14 protein-coding genes and 2 pseudogenes are annotated in these 19671 nt (G+C 67.7%); 13 read left to right on the forward strand and 3 right to left on the reverse strand.

Translation table 11 applies throughout. The features are described 5' to 3' along the window. Positions 1-402: 402 nt before the first annotated feature. Positions 403-1329, reverse strand: coding sequence for an aminoglycoside phosphotransferase family protein (locus tag ACFZDL_RS45665; RefSeq protein WP_353596711.1), 927 nt, complete (start codon positions 1327-1329; stop codon positions 403-405). A gap of 881 nt (positions 1330-2210) precedes the next feature. Further along, positions 2211-3200 carry a hypothetical protein gene (locus tag ACFZDL_RS45670; RefSeq protein WP_353596712.1) on the reverse strand — a complete coding sequence of 330 codons (990 nt, stop codon included), beginning with the start codon at positions 3198-3200 and terminating at the stop codon, positions 2211-2213. A gap of 75 nt (positions 3201-3275) precedes the next feature. Between ACFZDL_RS45670 and ACFZDL_RS45675 the strand changes: the two genes are divergently transcribed. The 4 genes from ACFZDL_RS45675 (at position 3276) to ACFZDL_RS45690 (ending at position 7967) form a co-directional block, all read left to right on the forward strand. After that, positions 3276-3590, forward strand: coding sequence for a hypothetical protein (locus ACFZDL_RS45675; protein WP_353596713.1), 315 nt, complete (start codon positions 3276-3278; stop codon positions 3588-3590). 147 nt (positions 3591-3737) lie between these two features. Then, a complete protein-coding gene (locus tag ACFZDL_RS45680) occupies positions 3738-3935 on the forward strand; it encodes an RICIN domain-containing protein (RefSeq protein WP_353596714.1) in 198 nt (65 codons plus the stop codon). A gap of 727 nt (positions 3936-4662) precedes the next feature. Beyond that, positions 4663-6849, forward strand: a complete 2187-nt coding sequence (locus ACFZDL_RS45685; RefSeq protein ID WP_353596715.1) for a glycoside hydrolase family 97 catalytic domain-containing protein — start codon at positions 4663-4665, stop codon at positions 6847-6849. Between the two features lie 569 nt (positions 6850-7418). Next, complete coding sequence (locus tag ACFZDL_RS45690) at positions 7419-7967, forward strand: hypothetical protein (RefSeq protein ID WP_391194426.1); 549 nt, start codon at positions 7419-7421, stop codon at positions 7965-7967. Here ACFZDL_RS45690 and ACFZDL_RS45695 read toward each other — a convergent pair. Next, positions 7898-9049: a LacI family DNA-binding transcriptional regulator gene (locus ACFZDL_RS45695; protein WP_353596716.1), complete on the reverse strand. Its 1152-nt coding sequence runs from the start codon at positions 9047-9049 to the stop codon at positions 7898-7900. The genes ACFZDL_RS45690 and ACFZDL_RS45695 overlap by 70 nt on opposite strands. 235 nt (positions 9050-9284) lie before the next feature. Between ACFZDL_RS45695 and ACFZDL_RS45700 the strand changes: the two genes are divergently transcribed. The 9 genes and pseudogenes from ACFZDL_RS45700 to ACFZDL_RS45740 form a co-directional block, all read left to right on the forward strand. Beyond that, positions 9285-10340: a hydroxyacid dehydrogenase gene (locus ACFZDL_RS45700; protein WP_353596717.1), complete on the forward strand. Its 1056-nt coding sequence runs from the start codon at positions 9285-9287 to the stop codon at positions 10338-10340. 435 nt (positions 10341-10775) lie between these two features. Next, positions 10776-11039 (forward strand): hypothetical protein, encoded by a 264-nt coding sequence (locus ACFZDL_RS45705; RefSeq protein WP_353596718.1) that lies wholly within the window; start codon positions 10776-10778, stop codon positions 11037-11039. Positions 11040-11199: 160 nt separating this feature from the next. Next, a complete protein-coding gene (locus ACFZDL_RS45710; protein WP_353596719.1) occupies positions 11200-11337 on the forward strand; it encodes a hypothetical protein in 138 nt (45 codons plus the stop codon). Between the two features lie 299 nt (positions 11338-11636). Continuing rightward, entirely contained in the window at positions 11637-12968 is a 1332-nt protein-coding gene (locus tag ACFZDL_RS45715) for an extracellular solute-binding protein (RefSeq protein WP_353596720.1), read from the forward strand. Between the two features lie 4 nt (positions 12969-12972). Next, the gene (locus ACFZDL_RS45720; protein WP_353596721.1) at positions 12973-13905 is read left to right on the forward strand and encodes a sugar ABC transporter permease; all 933 of its coding nucleotides are present in this window, start codon (positions 12973-12975) and stop codon (positions 13903-13905) included. Then, positions 13902-14837, forward strand: coding sequence for a carbohydrate ABC transporter permease (locus ACFZDL_RS45725; RefSeq protein WP_353596722.1), 936 nt, complete (start codon positions 13902-13904; stop codon positions 14835-14837). Before ACFZDL_RS45720 ends, ACFZDL_RS45725 begins: the two co-directional genes overlap by 4 nt. A 21-nt stretch (positions 14838-14858) precedes the next feature. Then, a pseudogene (locus ACFZDL_RS45730) lies at positions 14859-15129 on the forward strand (hypothetical protein); the annotation flags it as partial. Positions 15130-15209: 80 nt separating this feature from the next. Continuing rightward, a complete protein-coding gene (locus tag ACFZDL_RS45735; protein WP_353596723.1) occupies positions 15210-18662 on the forward strand; it encodes a putative Ig domain-containing protein in 3453 nt (1150 codons plus the stop codon). Between the two features lie 293 nt (positions 18663-18955). Next, positions 18956-19281: pseudogene (locus ACFZDL_RS45740) on the forward strand (IS3 family transposase); the annotation flags it as partial. Positions 19282-19671: the final 390 nt, after the last annotated feature.

The following is a 19671-nucleotide window of genomic DNA, read 5'->3' on the forward strand; positions in this document are numbered from 1 at the left end:
CATGACCGGCACCACGGAGAACCCGCAGGCCGCACGGCGTTCCGGCGCCACTCGCGCCACGATCCTCGCCGCGGCCCGCGAGCGGTTCGCGGCGGACGGGCGCACCCGCCAGACCGCCGTCATCACCCGCGACGCCTTCTCCAGCCGGGACAGCGCCGACAGCCGCTTGCCCTCCGGCACCTCTCAAGTCCCCGTTCGACCCGGTCGGCATCAGCGCAGGCAAACTGCGGCAGGATCGGCCCTTCGACGAAGCCCGGGAGACCGCCGGCCCGATGCGCCTCATCCGCGTCTTCGGCGTCTGCAGCGCGACCGCAATGAGATACGTTGCCGCCGCCCACCCGGAAAAGAAGACCGACCCGATCCAGACCTAGCGTCCGCCTCACTCCGAGATGGGAGCGGGGCCTATGCGGGAGAGGGCCAGCGCAAGCTGGATGTCAGAACACGATCGAGCGCCGCCCGGCCCGCGGGTCCCCATGCCGGCTTGCCGCCGGGAAGGCCCCGCTCCCCGTTCTGGCCCATAAGGATGAGGAAAAGGCTCTTCAGGGCAGCCAACCCTCGGGCGCGCCGGACCGTCGCCTCGTCCGCATGCGCGTACACCTCGAAGAACCGTGAGCCCGCGCCCGCGGGAAGCAGCACCCACGCGGCCGCGAGGTCCCACGCCGGATCGCCGGCGAACAGGGCATCGAAATCAATCACGCCCGAGAGCGTCCCGTCCGAGACGACGACATTCGCGGGATGGAGGTCACCGTGCAGCCATACCGGCGGGCCCTCCCACTCGGGGGCCGCAACAGCATCGTCCCAGACGTCCCAGACGGCCCGGACGTCAGCAGCAAAGCCACCGGGGGCAATGGCTTGCAAGAACTTCTCGAAGCCGCCCGTGCACTTCTTGGGGTGAGCGCCGCGATCCGAACTGGCCGGCGCATCAGAGGGCGCTTCCACATGGAGAGCCCTGAGGAAGCCCGCCAGAGTGTCGGCCGCGTGGTCGCCGCGACTGATCGAGGTGCAGTCCAGTGGCTCGCCAGGAACCCACGTCATGACGGTCCATGGCCTCGGGAAGCGCGCGGACGGTTCGCCGATCCGCACAGGCGTCGGAACCGGGAGCGGAAGACGCGGGGCCAGGACAGGCAGCCACCGGCACTCCTTGCGCAGGAGATCCGGGGCACCTTCCGTGCGCGGCATGCGCACGGCCAACTCATCCCCAAGGCGCCACATCTGGTTGCCCCAGCCGCCCGCTACCTCGCGGATGGGCAGCCCAGCAAGGTCCGGATGCTGGTCCTTGAGAAGGTCGTGCACCAGCTCTGCGGTGATCTCGATCTCGGGGTCGGTCATGCGAAGACACAGTACGTGAGGCAGCCGGAGCGGACACTCACTCTCCGGAATGCCCGTCGATGCAAGCCCGGATGGATCTGCTGCTGGCGCCAGCAACTCGTGTGCACGCGACGGAAGTTGGTGGTCTCGGTGTCCAGGGTGGCGGCGCGACCCGGCTGGAACAGCTCCCTGACCTCGCGGGTGATCTCTCTCCCCCCAGGCGGGGCACAGCACGACGTCGGAGACATAGGCGCTCGCCTCCGTGGCCTCGGCCAGCTCCCGGCGCACGGTCTCAGGGGGTGGGCAGGTCCTCGATCCGCCCCCAATCCAACCCCCAGCGCCCGGAGTACGGCGAGTTCCATGCCCACACGGTCACACCGTGCCGGTCGGCGAGGCCCCCGCGCAAAGGCGCGGACGGCGGCGGCCCGGGGCGGGGTGAGCTTGGCGTACTCGCGTAGCGGGCTCGGGGCGCCCTTGGGCAGACCGCAGGCGGCTTCCCAGTCGACGCCGGGCACTCCCGCAGCGCGCGGACGTCGCCGAGCCGGTACACCCGCGACGGTGACCGTGCGGCACCGGCCGACCTCGCGCTCGTAGGTGCGCGCGGGGGTGACCCACCCGGCGGCCTCCACGTACTTCCGCTCGCCCGGATCTCCAGCTTGGTGTGTTTGCACAGGCAGTTGTGGTGTTGGTGGCAGAAATACCGGTGACCCCAGAGCCGCCGGACCACGACCCGACCCGACCCGAGCCCAACGGCCGCTTGCCCAAGGGCGTTGGTGTGATCGGTGCACACGTCTCGCCGGTTCCGTCACTTGGTTTCGGCCTCATTGACAACGTTCGGTCACAGCTGCCTGTTCGGTCCCGGCTGGCCAGCCGCGTGGCGAACCGTGCGAGAGCGCTCGGTGTCAGAGGCGGGCCCGGTAGGGCGGGAATCCTGCCGGGTCGGTGAAGTCCTGGTCCGCGTCGGGCCAGCGACGGCGTAGTACGGCGGCGATGCGGCGGATCCAGGCAGTGAGATGGGGCAGGGCCTGATGGGTCTGGGAGGCGTGAGCAGTGGCTTCCAGCGTTGCGATGAGCTGGAGTCGGCTGTGGTCGCCTGGTGGGCGGGCATCGAGCAGAGGGAATCGTTGCAGACGGACCAGCGCCCAGGACACGCAGGCAGCGGCGAGGCCGTTTCCGTACCGCTGGTCATCCTCGGCCTCTGGGATGCCGAGGGCCAGGGCGTGACGGTAGTGGTCGGCGAGTCCCGTAGTGGTGGGATCGCCCACCGTCAGCCAGGCTGGGCCTGGTACGTACAGGCACACGGCGTCCGTCAACGCGTGGGTGAAGCCGGCGAATTCGAAATCGATGAGGCGGGCGTCGGCCGGTCCGGAGGCGTGGAGCAGGATGTTGTTGGCTTCCGCGTCTTGGTTGCTCAGGGCGAGAAAGGGGCCGGGAGCCGCCAACTCATCCATGACTGAGCCAAGTTCATGTGCGGCCCGGTCTTCGAGGTGCACCCCGAGGGCCGAGGCGTGCTCGATTCCGGCCTCCCGGAACGGGGCCAGTCGTCCTGTCTGCTCTGCCGCGGGGTCGACCGGTCCCAGCTCTGCCCGGCGGACGTAGTAGGCCGCGGCTCGCCCGGCGGTGGCCGCGCTCAGCGCACCGCGGGCGCGGGCGAACGCGGCCAGTCGTTCGCCGTGCGCTGCCGCGCCGTCCCGTCGAAGCAGTTGGTCAAGGCTCACACGGGGCGCCAGGTCTTCCAGGATGAGGAACCCGGCGGCTGCATCAGCGGCGACGACACCGGGAGCAAGGCCGGTCCCGAGGTCCCGGCTGAGGAACTGAAGCGCGGCCAGCTCGGTACGCAGCCGCCACGAGGCAGTACGGGCGTCCCGTAGCCCGCCTGACACCCACTTCACAACGACGGACTCCGGGACCGTCGTAGCACTTCGGAGCCAGACCCGGGCTACGGTCCATGGCTCCATCGGCTCCCAATGGTCGACAGCGACCGGAGCGGCATAGAGATCGGTCAGGAGATTCCGCACCGCATCGATTGCGAAGATCTCTCTGGAGGCAGCCACTGGCTCAGGCTATGGCTCGCTCCCTGCCTGGGGCATGCGTGTGAGGAATCAAAGCGAGCAAGTCCGGCCGTCCGCACCGGTCTGCTGGACTCCCTGAGCGAGTACGAGCGAACCGCCGTCGGCCGTCTGTCCGACTCCGGCCCGGAGGCCACGCTCGTCGTCAACGTGCTGCTGGCCCGCGAGTTCTCGAACACCGGCCCTCACCCACGAACCGCGGTTCGAGGGTGAGGGTGACCCCGGCTACACGCCGATCTGCGAGTGCCTGCGCACCCCGAAACAGTTCTGCCTGGCGTGCGCCGGCTGCGCCGCATGCGGGCAGTGCGGCGGGCCGCATGTCTGGCCGCCGCTCCGGACTGATCACCGAGGGCGGACCAGATGTTCACCCTGAAGTCCGTCACCGCGCCGGGCAACAGCAAGGACTACCAGCTAACCGCCGTCCACAGTGGCAAGCGCATCGACGTCAGCGAGATCTCGACCGCAGCCGGCGCGAAGATCCACCAGTGGACCTGCGACCCCGCGAGCGCGCTGAACAACAAGAAGAACCAGATCTGGCGCCTACAGGGCATGGGCTGACCAGCGTTCCCTCCATGGGGGCTCCCGGCAACAGCAGGAGCCCCCATGGGCTGCCGTCTCCCTGTTCCTGGACGGCTCGGCAGTCGGACGCCAGGGCAGGTCAAGGTGCCCTGCATACCGTCCTGCGGTGGGCGCCGGGGCTGGTCCGAAACGGGATTTGAACGCCCGGGAGAAGTGGTACGCATCCTTGAACTCGACGCTCAGCGCGATGCTGCTGACGTTCTGAGCGTCGCATCCGGCCCCCGACAGCATGGCGCGGGGAGCGGTCGAGTCGCTGGGCGTAGAGCCATGCGCGCGGTAGGTGTACGGCCCCGCGGAACAGCTCGTGGATAACGCGGTGAGAAGCCCAGGCCGTGGCTGACGACGAGGAGTGTCGGGCCCGGACCGTGGAGCCGGTCGGCGAGGTAGGCCTTGGCCGCCGAAGGTCCGTGCGGGCCACCGGCCGGGCCGAGCGCACGCAAGTCGACTCACCCAACCAATGCCACAGACATCCCATAAATAGCCGGACCGGAAGCCCTGAAGCCAGATAACTCCCGGACGATATGGACTAGTTCCTTGACAGTGATGGGATGTAAAGGCAATCTCCCCTGCGACTCCCGGCGCGAGTGATACGCGGCGGGCCACCTGCAACCACCCGGAAGGCCGCATGAAACTCCTCCAACGAAGCCGGATTCGATTCGCTGGTGCGGTCGCCGCCGCCCTCGCCGGCATAAGCTCGGTCACTGCGGTGCCCGCATCCGCCGCCACGCCGGGGACCTGGACCTCGGTCCAGCCCGGTGTCGCACAGACGGGCTGTGACGGCGTGCGTGCCACCGTGGCGCTGGACGCGAACGGCGCCCTGTCGCTCGGCGCGACCTGGAACTGCCGCCAAGCCCTGATGCCCGCTCCGATCGGGCTGGTGACCAGCCAGGCCGACTTCACCACCGGACTGGAGTTCGTCAGACGTACGGATACGCCGGTCTTATACAACTACGAGGTCGAAGCGGGGAAGTCCCGCGTCCGGACGCGGTCCGCGACCGAGACGCGACTGGTGTTCGCGAAGGGCTCCGCGCAGATGACCGTGCACGTCCGCACGTCCGCGGACGGTATGGCGCTGCGCTACGAGTTGCCGTCGGGTGCGACGGTGCTGAGAGAGGCGACGTCGTTCGAACTACCGACCGACGCCCAGCTGTCCCGGCAGGTGTTCAGTCCCGATCACGAGAGGGGGTATGTGACCTCTGCTGTCGCCGATGTCCCGACGGGCTCCTACGACATGGGCATGTTCGCCCAGCAGGCCAACGGCGCGCGGGTGCTGCTCGCCGAGTCCGGTGTGGACGGCGACTATTCCGGTGGCTCGTTCACCCACACCCAGGGCACCGGCCGGTTCACCGTCGCGCTGGCCGACGCGCAGATCGTGCGGTCCGGTGCGTTCACCACAGCGTGGCGCACCGCCGCCATCGGCAGCACGGCGACGATCGTGGAGTCCACGCTGGTCGACGACGTCGCGCCCGCGTCGAAGATCTCCGACACCTCGTGGATCAAGCCGGGTGTCGCCGCGTGGCCGTGGCTGGACGGCATGTCGGCCACCCAGCGTGACCTGACCAAGCTCAAGCAGTGGGCCGACTACGCCTCCTCGCAGGGATGGCCCTATCTTCTTGTGGACGACGGGTGGAAGGCCAACCAGGCGATCATTCCCCAGCTCGTGGCCTACGCCCGGGATCACGGCGTGCGGATCATGCTCTGGTACCACTGGCAGGACCTGGACACCGCCGCCGAGCGGGATGCCGAGTTCAGCAAGATCACCGAGTGGGGTGTCGTCGGCGTCAAGATGGACTTCATGGGCTCCGAGGCCCGGGCCCGTCACCAGTGGTACGACGCGGCCCTGGCCGACACCGCCCGGTACAAGCTGATGGTCGACCTGCACGGCTCGCGCCTGTCCGTCGGTGTCCACCGCACCTGGCCGCACGTGCTGACCAATGAGGCCGTCCGGGGTGAGGAATACCCCGGCGGCCGGGACATCGGGCACGTGGCCGCGCTCCCGTTCACCCGCGGCGTACTGGGCCCGGCCGACTACTCGCCGATGAGCTTCCAGCAGGGCAACCCGAACAGTGACGCCGCCGAACTCGCCCTCGGCGTACTCCTGGACAGCGGGATCATGCTGCCCGGTGGCCGCGTCTCGGACTACCGGGCCCGGCCCGAGGCACAGCGGTGGCTGCGCATGCTGCCGACCGTGTGGGACGAGACGAAGTACGTCTCGGGCGACCCGCTCACCGGAGGGGTCATCGCGCGCCGCGACGGGGACCGTTGGTTCGTCGGGGCTTTCAGGCGCGGCGGCGCCGCCACCATCAGCTACCCGACCACGTTCCTCGGCTCCGGCACCTGGCACGCGGAGATCACCACCGACGGCTCCGACGGTCTGACCCGCACCAGCAAGGTCATCCAGGCAGGTGACACACTGAGCGTCCCGGCGGTCGCCAACGGCGGCCATGTGGTCAGGCTGACCAAGGTCCCGGCCATCCCGACCGGGAACGGCACGGTGGCCATCGCCGGCAGCAGCCACGTACTCGACGTGAAGAGCAGAAGCCTCGCGAACGACGCCGAGATCATCCGCTGGACCAGTACCGGCGGCACCAACCAGCGCTTCGCGTTCGTGCCCCTCGGGGACGGATACACGCGGATCGTCAACCAGGCCAGTGGCAAGGACGTCGTCATCATGCGGGCCTCCCGCGACGCGGGCGCGAAGGCCGTCCAGTACCCGTACGAAGCCAACGCGAACACCAACGACGAATGGCTGGCGGAAGACGCGGGCAACGGCCGTATCCGGCTCCTCAACCGTCACAGCGGTCTCTACCTCACCGCGGGCAGCGCCCAGGGCGACCAGTTGGAGCAGCGCCCGTTCGACGGCGCCGACCACCAGATGTTCACCGTCTCCTGACGCCGCTGGACGAGACTGCCATTCAGCAGTACAGCACGGGGGCAGAACCCTTCGCCGGGGCCGTGGTTGAGGGCCACGGCCCCGGCGAAGGCGAAGCGGGTGGAGGACGAGGGGCTGCTCCTGGCCGAGGGCGAGTTGCCCGTGCCGGTGACGCCGACCGGAGGCCACGTCTTTGACCCTCGGCCCCGGCTTCCGTCCGCCTGCTGCAGCCATCGACCGACGCCGGGCTGATCACCGTGGGACCTGCCGAGTTCGACGCCGCCCGCGGCCGGCTGCTACGGATCGGCGGTCTCCGCTTCGAGGAGCTGCAGGTGGGTGTGTGGCGCCCCCACCGACAACGACCTACGGGGATGGGGCGGTTCCGAGGCGAGCCGGTGGCGAGAAGCAGGCCTCGACCGACTGGAACACAAGGTCCACGCTATCAGGACCGGCCAGCACGGCCTCGCCGTCTCCACCCGGATCGCCGCCGCCGGCAGCGACGCCGCGATCCTCGCCGACTACCTGTGGAGCGCCCCGGACAACGGATCGGGCCGTGTGCTGCTGCGGGTCGAGGTCACCCCGGCCGGTGACTGGAACATGCCACTACCCGCGTCGGACTGGACATCGTTCTGCCCGCGGCACCGACGACACTCACCTGGTACGGCGGCGGCCCGGGCGAGGCGTATCCCGACACGTGCGCCGCCGCCCGGATCGGACGTTTCACCGCCCGCGTCGAGGAGCTTCAGACCCCCTATCTCTTCCCGCGGGAGAACGGCAGCAGGACAGGTGTGCGGTGGGCCGAGCTGCACGGCGGACCGGCCGGCAGCAGTCTGCGGGTGAGCGGTCCCGAACCCTTCTCGCTCGCGGTGCGACCCTGGTCCGCCGCAGCACTGGACGTGGCCGGGCACACTACGGACCTGCGTCCCGACGGGCACCTGTACCTGGCGCTCGACGCGGCACAGCACGGCATCGGCAGCGCTTCCTGGCGGGCCCGGCGTACGGCCCGCCCATCGGCTCGCTGCAGGACCGATGTCCTTCGCCGTGGAATCGCTCGTCGGTTGACCGTGTCTCAGGTCGGCTCGACAGATGGCGGTGCGACCGACTCCCGCACCATGAGATGGGTTCCCAGCACGACGTAGTCGACGTCCTGGCGCGCCGCGGGGTCCAGTTCCATGACGTGTCGGACGGCGGCCCGGCCGAGCTCCCGGTAGGGAACGTGCACGGTGGTCAGCCGAGGGGTCATGTCGATCGCCATCGGGATGTCGTCGTAGCCGACCACGGAGACGTCCTCGGGAACCTTCCTGCCGTGCTCACGCAGGACCTGCATGCACCCTGCCGCGGTCATGTCGGAGGCGGCGAAGACGGCGGTGAACGCGACCTGACGGGCGAGGACCTCCCGCATCGCGCGCACGCTCGCCGCGCGGCTGAAGTTGACGACCACCTGCAACGCGGGGTCCGGTTCGATGCCGAAGGAGGCCAGCGCCCGCAGGTATCCGGCGAACCGTGCCTCCGAGGTGGTGTATCCCTCTCCCTTGCCGAGGAAGAGAATCCGCCGGTGGCCCTGCGAGAGCAGATGGGCGGTGGCCGCGTAGGCGCCCGCCTCGTTGTCGTAGTCGATGACGGTCACCGGCAGCGGCTCCCTGGGCGGTGGGCAGCCGCACAACACCAGTCGGGAGCCGGCCGCGGCAAGGGACCGGGCGTAGGACACCAGCCGGCTGTGCGACTCCTCGTCGTTGTCGGCCCCGCCGATGAGGATCACCGCCTCGGCACCCTGCGCACGCATGAGGTCGATGACCTCCGACTGGCGCTCTTGGCTGCCATTTGTGGTGCAGACGACGCACAGCCGGCCGTGGCGGGCGGCCTCCTCCTCGACTCCGGCCGCGGCCTCGGCGAAGGACGGCCCGGTGATGTCGTGCAGGACGAAGGCGATGGTGCGGCTGGCACCCGCCTGCAGGGCCCGGGCCTGGGCGTTGACGACGTAGTCAAGCTGGCGGACCGCGCGCATCACCCGGTTCTTCGTGGTCACGGAGACCGGGTAGTTGCCGGCGAGGACACGTGAGACGGTGGCGTTCGACACGCCCGCCATCTGCGCGACGTCGCTCAGGGTCGCGCGGCGCTGCGGCCCTTCCTTCGCCACGGGGAACGTTTTCTTCGCACCTTTTCCACCGCGGACCGTCTTGCCGGACCGCTCGCCGTCGCCGTCGCTGTTTGTCTTCGTCACACTCTGAAAGTACTGCACAGCAAGCGCCCCCGATCAGTGCGGCCGTCATCCGGCCGGGGACGGGAGTCCGCCCCGGCCGGATGACGGCCGGCACCGGACGGCGAGTGACGGCTGTCCGAGGGAACCGGCGGCATGCTTGCCAGCTCGTTCCGGGTTCCGTAGTCTCGGCGCGTAGCAATCGCTTTCTATCTGACGTCTCCCTGTCATGCGATTTTCTGAGAGAAAACGTTAACTCATGACTCTGCAGCAACGCCGTCGAGCCGCCTCGGACATCCGCTGCACCCTCGCGATGTCACCCCCCGGCCTGGCCGACCATCTCTTCCCCGATGCCGTCCGGCGCCGCCTGGAAGGGGCCGTGAAGGTGTCCCCGCAGATCCTCACTGAGTTCACCTCCCCGTCCTCGCGCGCCGCACTCGCCGACACCGACGTCCTGCTCACCGGGTGGGGGTGCCCCCCGCTGGACGCCGACGCCCTCGCCTGTGCTCCTCGGCTCGCCGCGGTGGTCAGCGCCGCAGGCTCCGCCCTGTCGCCGCTGCTGCATGCCAATCCGGTGCTCACCAAACGGCTGCGCTTCGCCAATGCCGGCGCCGTCAACGCTGTTCCGGTGGCCGAGTACAGCGTTGCCATGATCCTTCTGGCCGGAAAGCGGATCTTCGAATCCGCCAGGCTGTACCGCGCGCGCAGGGACTTCATCGACCGCGAGGCGGTCTTCCCCGACGCGGGCAACTACCGGCGGACGGTGGGCCTGATCGGTGCCTCACGCATCGGGCGGCTCGTCATCGAGCGCCTGCGGCGGAGCACCGACCTCAGGATCGTCGTGGCAGACCCGTACCTGTCCGTCGAGGAGGCCGCTTTTCTCGGCGTACACCTGGTTGGTCTTCCCGAACTCATGCGGTCGGTCGACGTCGTGTCGGTGCATGCTCCGCTGCTGCCCGAGACGAGAGGCATGATCACGGCCGAGTTGCTGGCGCTGCTGCCGGACGGTGCGACGGTCATCAACAGCGCCCGGGGGGCGGTGATCGACCAGGACGCGCTGCTCGCCGAACTCGCCGCAGGGCGCCTCAACGCGATCCTCGATGTCACTCACCCCGAGGTACTGCCCGCCGACCACCTGCTCTACGACCTGGAGAACGTCTTCCTCACTCCGCACATGGCCGGTTCCGTCGGCAACGAACTGCGCCGGATGGGAGAGCACGTGGTCGACGAGGTGATCAGGTTCGCACGCGGTGAGGACTTCGCGAACCCGGAGTACCCGCACTCCGCTGGCGCTCCGATACCGGCGGCCGAGTGACGCCGCCGACGGCTGAAGGAGGGGCAGGCTGTGATCGAGAAACGAGGTAACGGCGCCCTGAGTCTGTACTTCGGGATATCTCCCGAGAGCCACGTGCGTCTGCCTCGCGGTCCACTTCCTGCTCACGGGGGAGCTGCCGGTGGTGGGGTGCTGGGGCGAGCTGACGACGGGCAGCAGGCAGGTGCGGATCGGGAACGTCTCGTCGTTCGTGCTGGGCGGCGTGGCCTCGCCGCCGGGCACCCGTACCCGGTGGCAGCACCGGGGCTCGCTGTTCCGTGCCGTGAACCCGTGGAGCGGGGAGTACCGCTGGGAAGGCACGCCGCCGACCGAGGCGGAACTGGTGGACGTCGGGATGACCCGCTCCGGGCAGACCGGCTCCAAGACCGCCTCGCGCTGGCCAGCACCGGGTCGTGGCCGTCGTCCGAGTTGCTGCCCATGGCGTGGCTGGAGGGCCCGGCCGGCGTGCTCGCCTGGCAGATCGACCACGACGGCTCCTGGCGCGCGGAGCCGGCCGACCGGCACGACAACCGGCACGTCCTGCTCGCCGGCCCCACCGGCCGCGAGCACCAGTGGTCGCTGTCGCCGGCCCCGGGGGAGACGTTCGCCTCGATCACCACCACGGTGGGCCGTCACGGCCGACCGCGACACCGCACTGGCGGCGCTGCCCCGCACCGCACGCACGGTCCGGCGCCCGCATAGCGACAACGCGGAACTGCCGGTCGTCTTCAACGACTTCATGAACTGTCTGATGGGCGACCCCAGCGCTGGTGCGCTGCTACCCCCGGTCGCCGCCGCGGCGGCGACCGGCGCCGGGTAACGGCCGCTTGGGGACGGGGCGCCCAGTTCCGGGCGCCGCCGGGTGAGCTATCTGGGCCGGGTGCAGGGGCTTTCCACCAGCGCCCAGCTCATCAGCGGCTCTGTCCGCGCCGAGAGCGAGCACCAGGTCTTCGGCACACATGCCGTCATCCGGGACTCCATCCGGACCTCCGGCCGATGACCCGCCCGGCCGATGACCCGCCCGGCCCGCGCGAGGCGTGCGGAATCCTGTATCGATTCATAGTAAGCGATCTCTTTAGAAGCTTGCTTCGTACCCCGTCTTCGTGGATGCAGCCTTGGTCCAACGCAGGGCGGGCAGTGCTCTTAACAGAGGATTTTCCTGTCTGACATCTTGCTTCGGGAGGCGACGAGCGCCTAGCTTCCGTAGAGAGCGATTTCTGTGATGGTTTCCGCTCCAGCACGCACGGCCGGGCAGCCGATCGGATCGTCATTCGTGCCCGGACTCCTGGGAGGGTTTTCATGAACCGCAAAAAGGTCGTACTGGCCTCCGCCACCGCGATGGCGCTGTCCGCGACCCTGGTCGCCTGCGGCGGCGGTGGCGGCACCGACTCCGACGCAAAGGGCCCGGTCACCATCACGTGGTGGACCTGGGACGATGCCAAGAGCACTGAGCCGGTTGCCGCCAAGTTCAACGCGACCCACAAGGACATCAAGATCAAGCTGGTCAGGCAGGCCGACGGCCCGGGATCGATGGCCAACCTCCGCAACGCCGTCGCCTCGGGCAAGGACGTCCCGTGCCTGACCAAGAACCTCGGGGAGATCCCGGGCCTGGTCGGTGAGGGACTGCTCGCCGACATCACCGAGTACCTGGAGCCTTACGTCAAGAAGGGGCTCTTCATCCCGGCAGCGGTTCCCGCCATCAAGGCCGGGGGAAGGGACTACGCGATCCCGACCGGCTTCAACCCCTCGTTCATGGTGATCAACCGGAAAGTCTACGACAAGTACGGCATCAAGCCCCCCAAGACCTGGGACGACATCATCGCGGCCGGCAAGAAGTTCAAGAAGCACGGCATCTACGTGATGAACCTGGCCGGCGAAGACCCGTCGACCCTGGTCAACCTGGTCCAGCAGGCCGGCGGCTCCTGGTACAAGCAGGACGGGGACAAGTGGAAGGTGGACTTCCTGTCTCCCGAGTCTCTCAAGTCCGCCAACATCATCCAGCAGCTGGTGGACAACGACATCGTCGCCAACCAGACGTACACCGACCGGCCGGCGCTCATCAGCTACTTCGACTCCGGCAAGATGGTCTCCCTGCCGACCCAGACCTGGCAGCTGGCCAACTACGAACTGAACTACAAGAAGTCGCTTGGGGACTGGGAGCCGATCGACTACCCGCAGTTCTCCGACGCGACATCGTTCACCACGCAGGCGCACAACGCCAACAGCGGCATGCTCGTGCCGAAGGGCTGCGCCCACCTGAAGGAGGCCACGGAGGCCGGTGTCTGGCTGAACACCTCCAAGGACGCGATCAACGCCTCGTACCGGAAGGACATCAAGCAGTACATCTGGCCCGGCGCGATCCCCGACCCGTCCCCGTGGGTGGACGCCGCCGTCCCGCCCAAGCTCTTCGGGCCGCACCGGTCCAAGGCGAAGCCCGTGATACTCAAGGCGGTCGCCAGTGCCAAGGACTCCTGGGTGGTCGGGCCGAACTACACCGGCGTGTTCGCCGAACTCCAGGACCAGTGGGCGAAGATCGTCACCAAGAAGATCACAGTCCGGCAGGCGCTCGAGCACATGCAGAAGTACACGGTCGCCGACCTGAAGTCCAAGAACATCAACGTCGAGGGCTGACAACATGACCGTCGTCGAGCAGCAGCGCCCCCGCACGCAGCGTCTGCGCTGGCGCAGAGTGATGGCGCTCAAGGGCGCCTCCCTCACCGTGCCGTTCTTCCTCGGGTTCGGGCTTTTCACCGTGACGCCGATCGTCATGGCGATCAAGAAGAGCCTGTACCGGGAGCAGAGCTCAGGCCTGGGATTCGGGGCCAAGACCGTCGAGTTCGTCGGAATCGACAACTTCACGAAGGGGCTCCAGGACACCCATTTCTGGGGAGGAATGGGCCGGGTCGCCCTCTTCGCAGCGATCAGCATCCCGCTGATCCAAGTGGCCGCCGTGGGACTCGCGCTGCTCCTCGACGCGGCGTCGCAACGAGTCGCCAACCGATTCCGGATCGCGCTCCTCATCCCCTACATGATCCCCGGCATCGTCGCGACGCTCATCTGGATCTACATCTACAGTCCGACTGTGGGGCCGTTGACACCGTTCTTCAAACTCCTCGGAATCAGCGCCGACTTCTACAGCGGCTCCATGATCTGGATCTCCATCGGCAATCTGATCGCATGGAGCAGCATCGGCTTCAACATGCTCATCGTGTACTCCGCGCTGCGGGCGCTGCCAACCGAGATCTATGACAGCGCCCGCATCGACGGGGCGTCGGAGTGGCGTATCGCCTGGTCGATCAAGGTGCCGCTGATCCGTAGATCCCTGGTGCTGACCAGTGTGCTCAGCATCATCGGAACCTTGCAGATATTCAGCGATCCCGTGCTGTTCCGGTCGATGACGCCTGAAACAGTCACCCGTGACTTCACCCCGATCATGGACATCTACGACTGGGCCTTCAACCAGGGCGAGTTCCACTACGCAGCCGCCCTGTCGATCATCCTCGCGGTCGTCGTCGGCACCACCTCGGCGATCTTCTACCGGCTCACGAACAAGGCGCCCACCTCATGACCACGACCATGGACAGGACGAACGGCCGCGCCGTCGCACCGAAGCCGGCCGTCACGAAGCCGCTCCGGCGGCGCAGCGAGGGTAGTCAGCCCCACCAGGCCACCCGTACCAAAGCACTCGTCATCACGGGCCTGGTTCTCTTCCTGATCTACTCGCTTGCCCCTGTCTGGTGGCTGATCGTCTCGGCGACCAAGAGCCAGCGGGACCTCTACACCACCAACGGCCTGTGGTTCTCGAACATCCACTTCTGGAGCAACCTGCGGCAGCTGTTCACCTACCAGGACGGCATCTTCCTCACCTGGATGCGGAACACGCTGATCTACGGGTTCGTGGGCACCGCCGGTATGACCCTGATCTGTGTGGCCTGCGGCTACGCCCTTGCCATGTACGACTTCAAGGGCCGCGGATTCCTGATGGGCTGCATCATCGGGTCGTTCCTGATCCCGGGCGCCCTGCTCACCATTCCCTCGTTCCTGCTCTTCACCGACCTGAACCTCGTCGACACCCCGTCGGCGATCATCCTCCCGAGCTTCTTCAACGCCTTTTCCGTCTACCTCGCCAAGGTGTACGCGGAGGGAGCCATCCCGCCCGAGCTGCTGGAGGCGGCACGTATCGACGGCGCGGGGGAGTACCGGATCTTCTTCACGATCGGCGCCCGCCTGATGTCCACCGGTGCGGCGACCATCTTCATCCTCGGCTTCGTCGGCATGTGGAACTCGTTCTTCGGGCCACTGGTCTTCCTGCGCAGCAGCACCAAGTGGACGGTCATGCTCGGCCTGTATTCCTGGCTGAAGGTGAAGACGGACAGCTCGGTCGACCTTACCGGCATGGTGGTGGTCGGATCGATCATCTCGCTGATCCCGATGGTGATCCTCATGGTCTCGATGCAGCGCTACTGGCGTTCGGGAGTCACGCTCGGCAGCCTCAAGTGACCCCGCTTCCGCCCGGCGCACATAACGGCAGGCCTTTGGTTCCCTGGTGAGGGTGCGGCACGGGTGTCCGTGCCGACGGTTTCCAAGGTGGTCCACGGTCGGGAGGACGTCGCACCGGACACCCGCCGCCGCGTGACGGAGCCACCGGCGGTTGCGCGGGCTCGCCGCGCGCGGACCCTCCGGTGTGCTGTTCGACCTCGCCGGGCCGGCTGCATCCCGGTACCAATGCCTCGAACGGCAGAACATCCCCTTCGTGATGGTCGATCCGTTGCGTGATCCGTCGCCGCACGTGCCGACGCGTTCGCCGCAGGGCTCCCGCTCGTCACCGAACTCCTCCTTCGAATCTCCCGCCCGAGCAAGAAGGTGCTTCTTGTGAATCCGACTCCAGCCGCCGCAGGCGCTCGTGTCCGACGACTCGGCGCGTTCGCCACAACGCTCCTGCTCATCACCGGACTCCTCTTCACGGTAGGCCGGCCGGCCGCCGCGCAGGATCTCGGCACGTGTGCCGTGACGTTCAAGTCCACCGTCAGCGCGCAGGGATTTTCCCACCCCGGAGTCGGCCTGACAAAGCCGACCCTGGAGAATGCCCGCCGGCAGATCGCCGCGGGCGCCGAACCCTGGACCTCGTCCTTCCACGCGATGCAGCGGTCGTCAGCGGCCGGGACCGGCGTGACGTCGTCGAACCGGAGCAGCGCCGACCCGACCAAGCCCGCCTCCGACGCGTTCAACAGCCAGGGCTTCAACGGCCGCTTCATCGCCGACGGCCTCAAGTCCTACACGCAGGCGATCCTCTACGTGCTCACCGGTGAGGAGGTCTACCGCAAGAACGCTCTCGACATCATTCGCATCTGGGAGCAGATGGACCCCGCCAAGTACGAGTACTTCACCGACTCGCACATCCACACCGGCATCCCCCTCAACCGCATGGTCTCCGCCGCCGAGCTGCTGCGCTACACCTCGTGCGCCGACGAGGCGTACCCCTGGACCGATGCGGACACGCGGGCGTTCACCGACAACCTTGTCGTCCCGGTCATCAAGACCTTCCAGAACGACAACAACCACTTCATGAACCAGCACAGCTACCCGCTGATGGGCGCGATGGCCGGAGCCATCTTCATGGACGACACCGCCCTCTACAAGCGGTCGGTCGAATGGTTCACCGTCAACGCCACCGCGAAGGACCAGGGCTTCAACGGCTCGATCGCGCGGCTGTTCCGATGGGTCGACACCAACGACGCCACCGGCAAGCCGATCAAGAACCCGCACGTCCAGCACGCCGAGATGGGACGCGACCAGGCCCACGGCGGCGGCGACCTCACCAACGCGGCGATCATCTCCCGCATGCTCCTGGCGCAGCAGACGAAGGTCGACCCCGTCGACGGCACCATCTCCAAGGCTTCGAACGCAGTCGGTCCCTACGAGTTCCTCGACAACCGGATCCTCGCCGCCGCCGACTACTTCTGGCGATACATGCTCGGCCATGACACCCCGTGGACTCCGATGGCCTACGCCATTTCGCCTGACGGCACCATCCGCGACACCTACAACCACATCTCGTACGCCTACCGCGGGCGCTACAACACCGCGAGCTTCTGGGACATCTACTACTACTACGCGTTCACCCGCGGCGAGGACGTCAAGAAACTCGCGCCGTACTTCGCCGAGGCGTACGCCAAGCGCAACGGCCCCCTCTTCTACTACGGCGGCAGCCTCAGCAACGCATGGGACAACGTGGACGGCGGCGGCGACTCCTGGCTCTTCGCGCCCGCCTCGGCGGCCGGGCAAACCGTCCCGCCGCTGCCTGACAGCCCGACCGTCCTCGAGGTCGAGAACAAGTACACCCGCCTGTCCGGCGACGTCGAGCAGGGAACCGACGGCGACACCGGCTACGTGCGGATGTCGACCGCGGGCCACGGCTCCGAGATCGCCTACCTCAGCGGCTCGAGTAAGAACCAGCTCCTCGCCTTCCGGGTCCGCACCGACGGCGAGGTCCGGCTGCGCCTCGACCGCCACGACGACCGCACGATCCTCGTGCCGGACACCGGCGGCAAATGGCGGTACGTCATGTACCCCCGCTCCATCGGCGACATCCTGTTCATCAAGGCCACCGGCAACGGGGCCATCGACATCGATCACATCAACACCAACGCCGCCGCCGAACTGACACCCCCGACCTTCGACGACACCTCCACCGCCCGCATCGTCGACTGGAAGGGCGCGACCGCCACCGCCGACCTCTCCGCGCACTACAAGGGCACCGGAAACCTCGCCTACACGGCCAAGGGACTGCCCGCCGGGGCGACCCTCGACGCCTCCACCGGCCAACTGACCTGGAAGCCCGCCGCAGCCGGCTCCACCACCATCAGCGTGACAGTCTCCGACGGCACCACGGTGGCGAGCCACCACGTCGTACTCGGCGCCGCCCGCAACCGCTCCGACGCGCTCAGGCTCGCCCAGATGGGCCACGACGCCGACGCCGAGTACGTCTCAGAGACTCAGACCGCCTACGACCAGGCGCTTACCGCCGCCGAGGCCTTGCGAACGAAGGGAACGGACGACAAGTACCTCGCGGCGCTGGCCCACCTCGTGACGGCGGTCGACGGCCTCACCCTCGTCTCCCCGCACACGGCCGTGGACGGCAGCCTCGACTACCCCTCGCTCGTGGCCACCTCCACGGCCGGGGCCAACGTCGGCAACCTCGTCGACGGCGACAACCAGTCGGGGACCTCGTACCCCCAGGCGGTCAATCTCTCCCACACCTTCGACTTCGGGCCCGACTTCCGGGTCTCGGCGACCCGCTTTGGATTCCAGAGCAACATCTTCGCCGACCGGCTCGCGAACTCCACCGTCTACGGCTCGAACGACGGCAAGAACTGGACCCGGCTGACCCCGGGCGTGACCAAGTTCACCCAGGACTTCAACACGCTCGACGTCGACCCGGCTCTGCGCGACGCGCAATTCCGCTACCTCAAGGTCCAGATGCTCAAACAGCTGCCCGATGTGCTCTACGGCATCGTCCGCAACGTGTTCGAGATGACCGAGTTCCACATCTACGGCGAACGGCACGAGATCGGCAACCTGGTCAAGGCAACCTCGATCGCCTCACGCCAGGCCATTGCGGGCAAGATCATGACGGGCGACACCGTCGACGTTTCGGTCACCGCGAAGAAGCCGATCCAACAGGTCACCATCACCGTCCAAGGTGTGACGGCGAAGGCGAACTCGGAGGACGGCGTCAACTGGACCGCAGCGGTCAAACTCGACAACGTGGCATCGGGCGACATCCAGGTCGCGGTCGACTACCTCGACGCCGACGGCAAGGCCGGGCTGACCGCCTACGGCACCACAGACGGATCGAAGCTCTATATCGCAGGCGATCCCGCGCACTTCATCGATGTGGCCAAGCTGGCCACCGTCACCGCCTCCGACAAACAGTGGCCGGGCAACGGAAAGGGCGCCGACGAGGTCGGCTACCTGCTCTTCGACCGCGACGCCGCCACGTACAGCGACCTGAACAGCGGAGCAGGCGCGTACTACGTCATCGACTTCGGCGCGCACGCGACCGTACGGCCCGAGGAGGTTCTGCTCCTGCCTCGGGCCAGCCACCCGCAGCGGGCCAACGGCACTGTCGTGCAGGGGTCGAACGATGCCCAGACCTGGACCGACCTCACCAAGCCGCTCACCGGGGCCGTCGCAAACGCCTGGAGCGACCAGTCCACCTCGGGCGGAGACCACTACCGGTACCTGCGGATCTACAACGCCACAAGCTGGTACGGAGACCTCTCCGAGGTCGAACTCTACGGTGACATCAAGCACGACGCGTGATTCGAAGGCCTGCATGACCGAGACGCGAAACTGCTCGAACTCGCGCAGGGCGTGGAGGAGGTGTCTCGGTTGATGCACCGTGCCCGGCAGCCGAGGTCTTCGGGGTCAATGACCAGGTTCTTCGGGCCGGGGCGGGTGAGGTGACCAGCGCCGAGCGTGAGGAGCTCACGCGGCCGCGCCGGCAGAACGCCGAGCAGCAGAAGACGATCGAGATCTTGAAGAAGCTGCGGCCTTCTTCGCCAAGGACAGCGACCGGTGAGCGAGGTCTACCAGTTGATCGCCGGCGAAGAAGGCTGTCTACCCGGTGGCCCTGCTGTGCCGTGTCCTGGGCGTGGTCCGCGATCCACCTGGCCTCGAAGGGCGCCTACGGTGTTCCGTGCGCGCTGAACTGCGGCGACGGGGCCAGGCGGTCAACCGCAAGCGGGTGGAGCGGATCATGCGCGAACGCCGGATCACCGGTGTCACACGCCGAAGACGCCGGTCGCTGACCCGGCCCGACCGGCAGGCGAGGCCGACGCCCGACCTGATCGGCCGGGACTTCACCGCCACCCGCCCCGGCACCCGGCTGGTCGGGGACATCACATACCTGCCCATCGGCGAGGGTTGGCTGTATCTGGCCGCGTCCACCGTTTGGGAAATCCTGAAGGAGGCCGGCATCGATCCTGCGCCCGAGCGGAACTCCAGTACCTGGGCCAGTTTTCTGCGCTCCAGGCTGATGCTCTGTTGGCCTGCGATTTCATGGAAACAGTCACCTTGTCGGGGGTTCGAATGTACGTGCTCGTGGTGATCGAGCACGGCAGTCGCCGGATCCGCCTCCTGGGCGCGACCGCGCATCCGATCGCCTCCTGGGTAGTGCAAACGGCGAAAAACCTCGTCATGGACCTCGAGGACCTCGGCTGCCGGGCACGGTTCATGATCAGGGACAGGGACGGGGAGTTCCCCGAACTGTTCGATGCCGTCCTCAAGGACGCAGGGATCGACGTCGTCCTCAGCGGCATCCAGATGCCAC

It is taken from the genome of Streptomyces sp. NPDC007917 (assembly GCF_042959105.1).
Classification (GTDB): Bacteria; Actinomycetota; Actinomycetes; order Streptomycetales; family Streptomycetaceae; genus Streptomyces.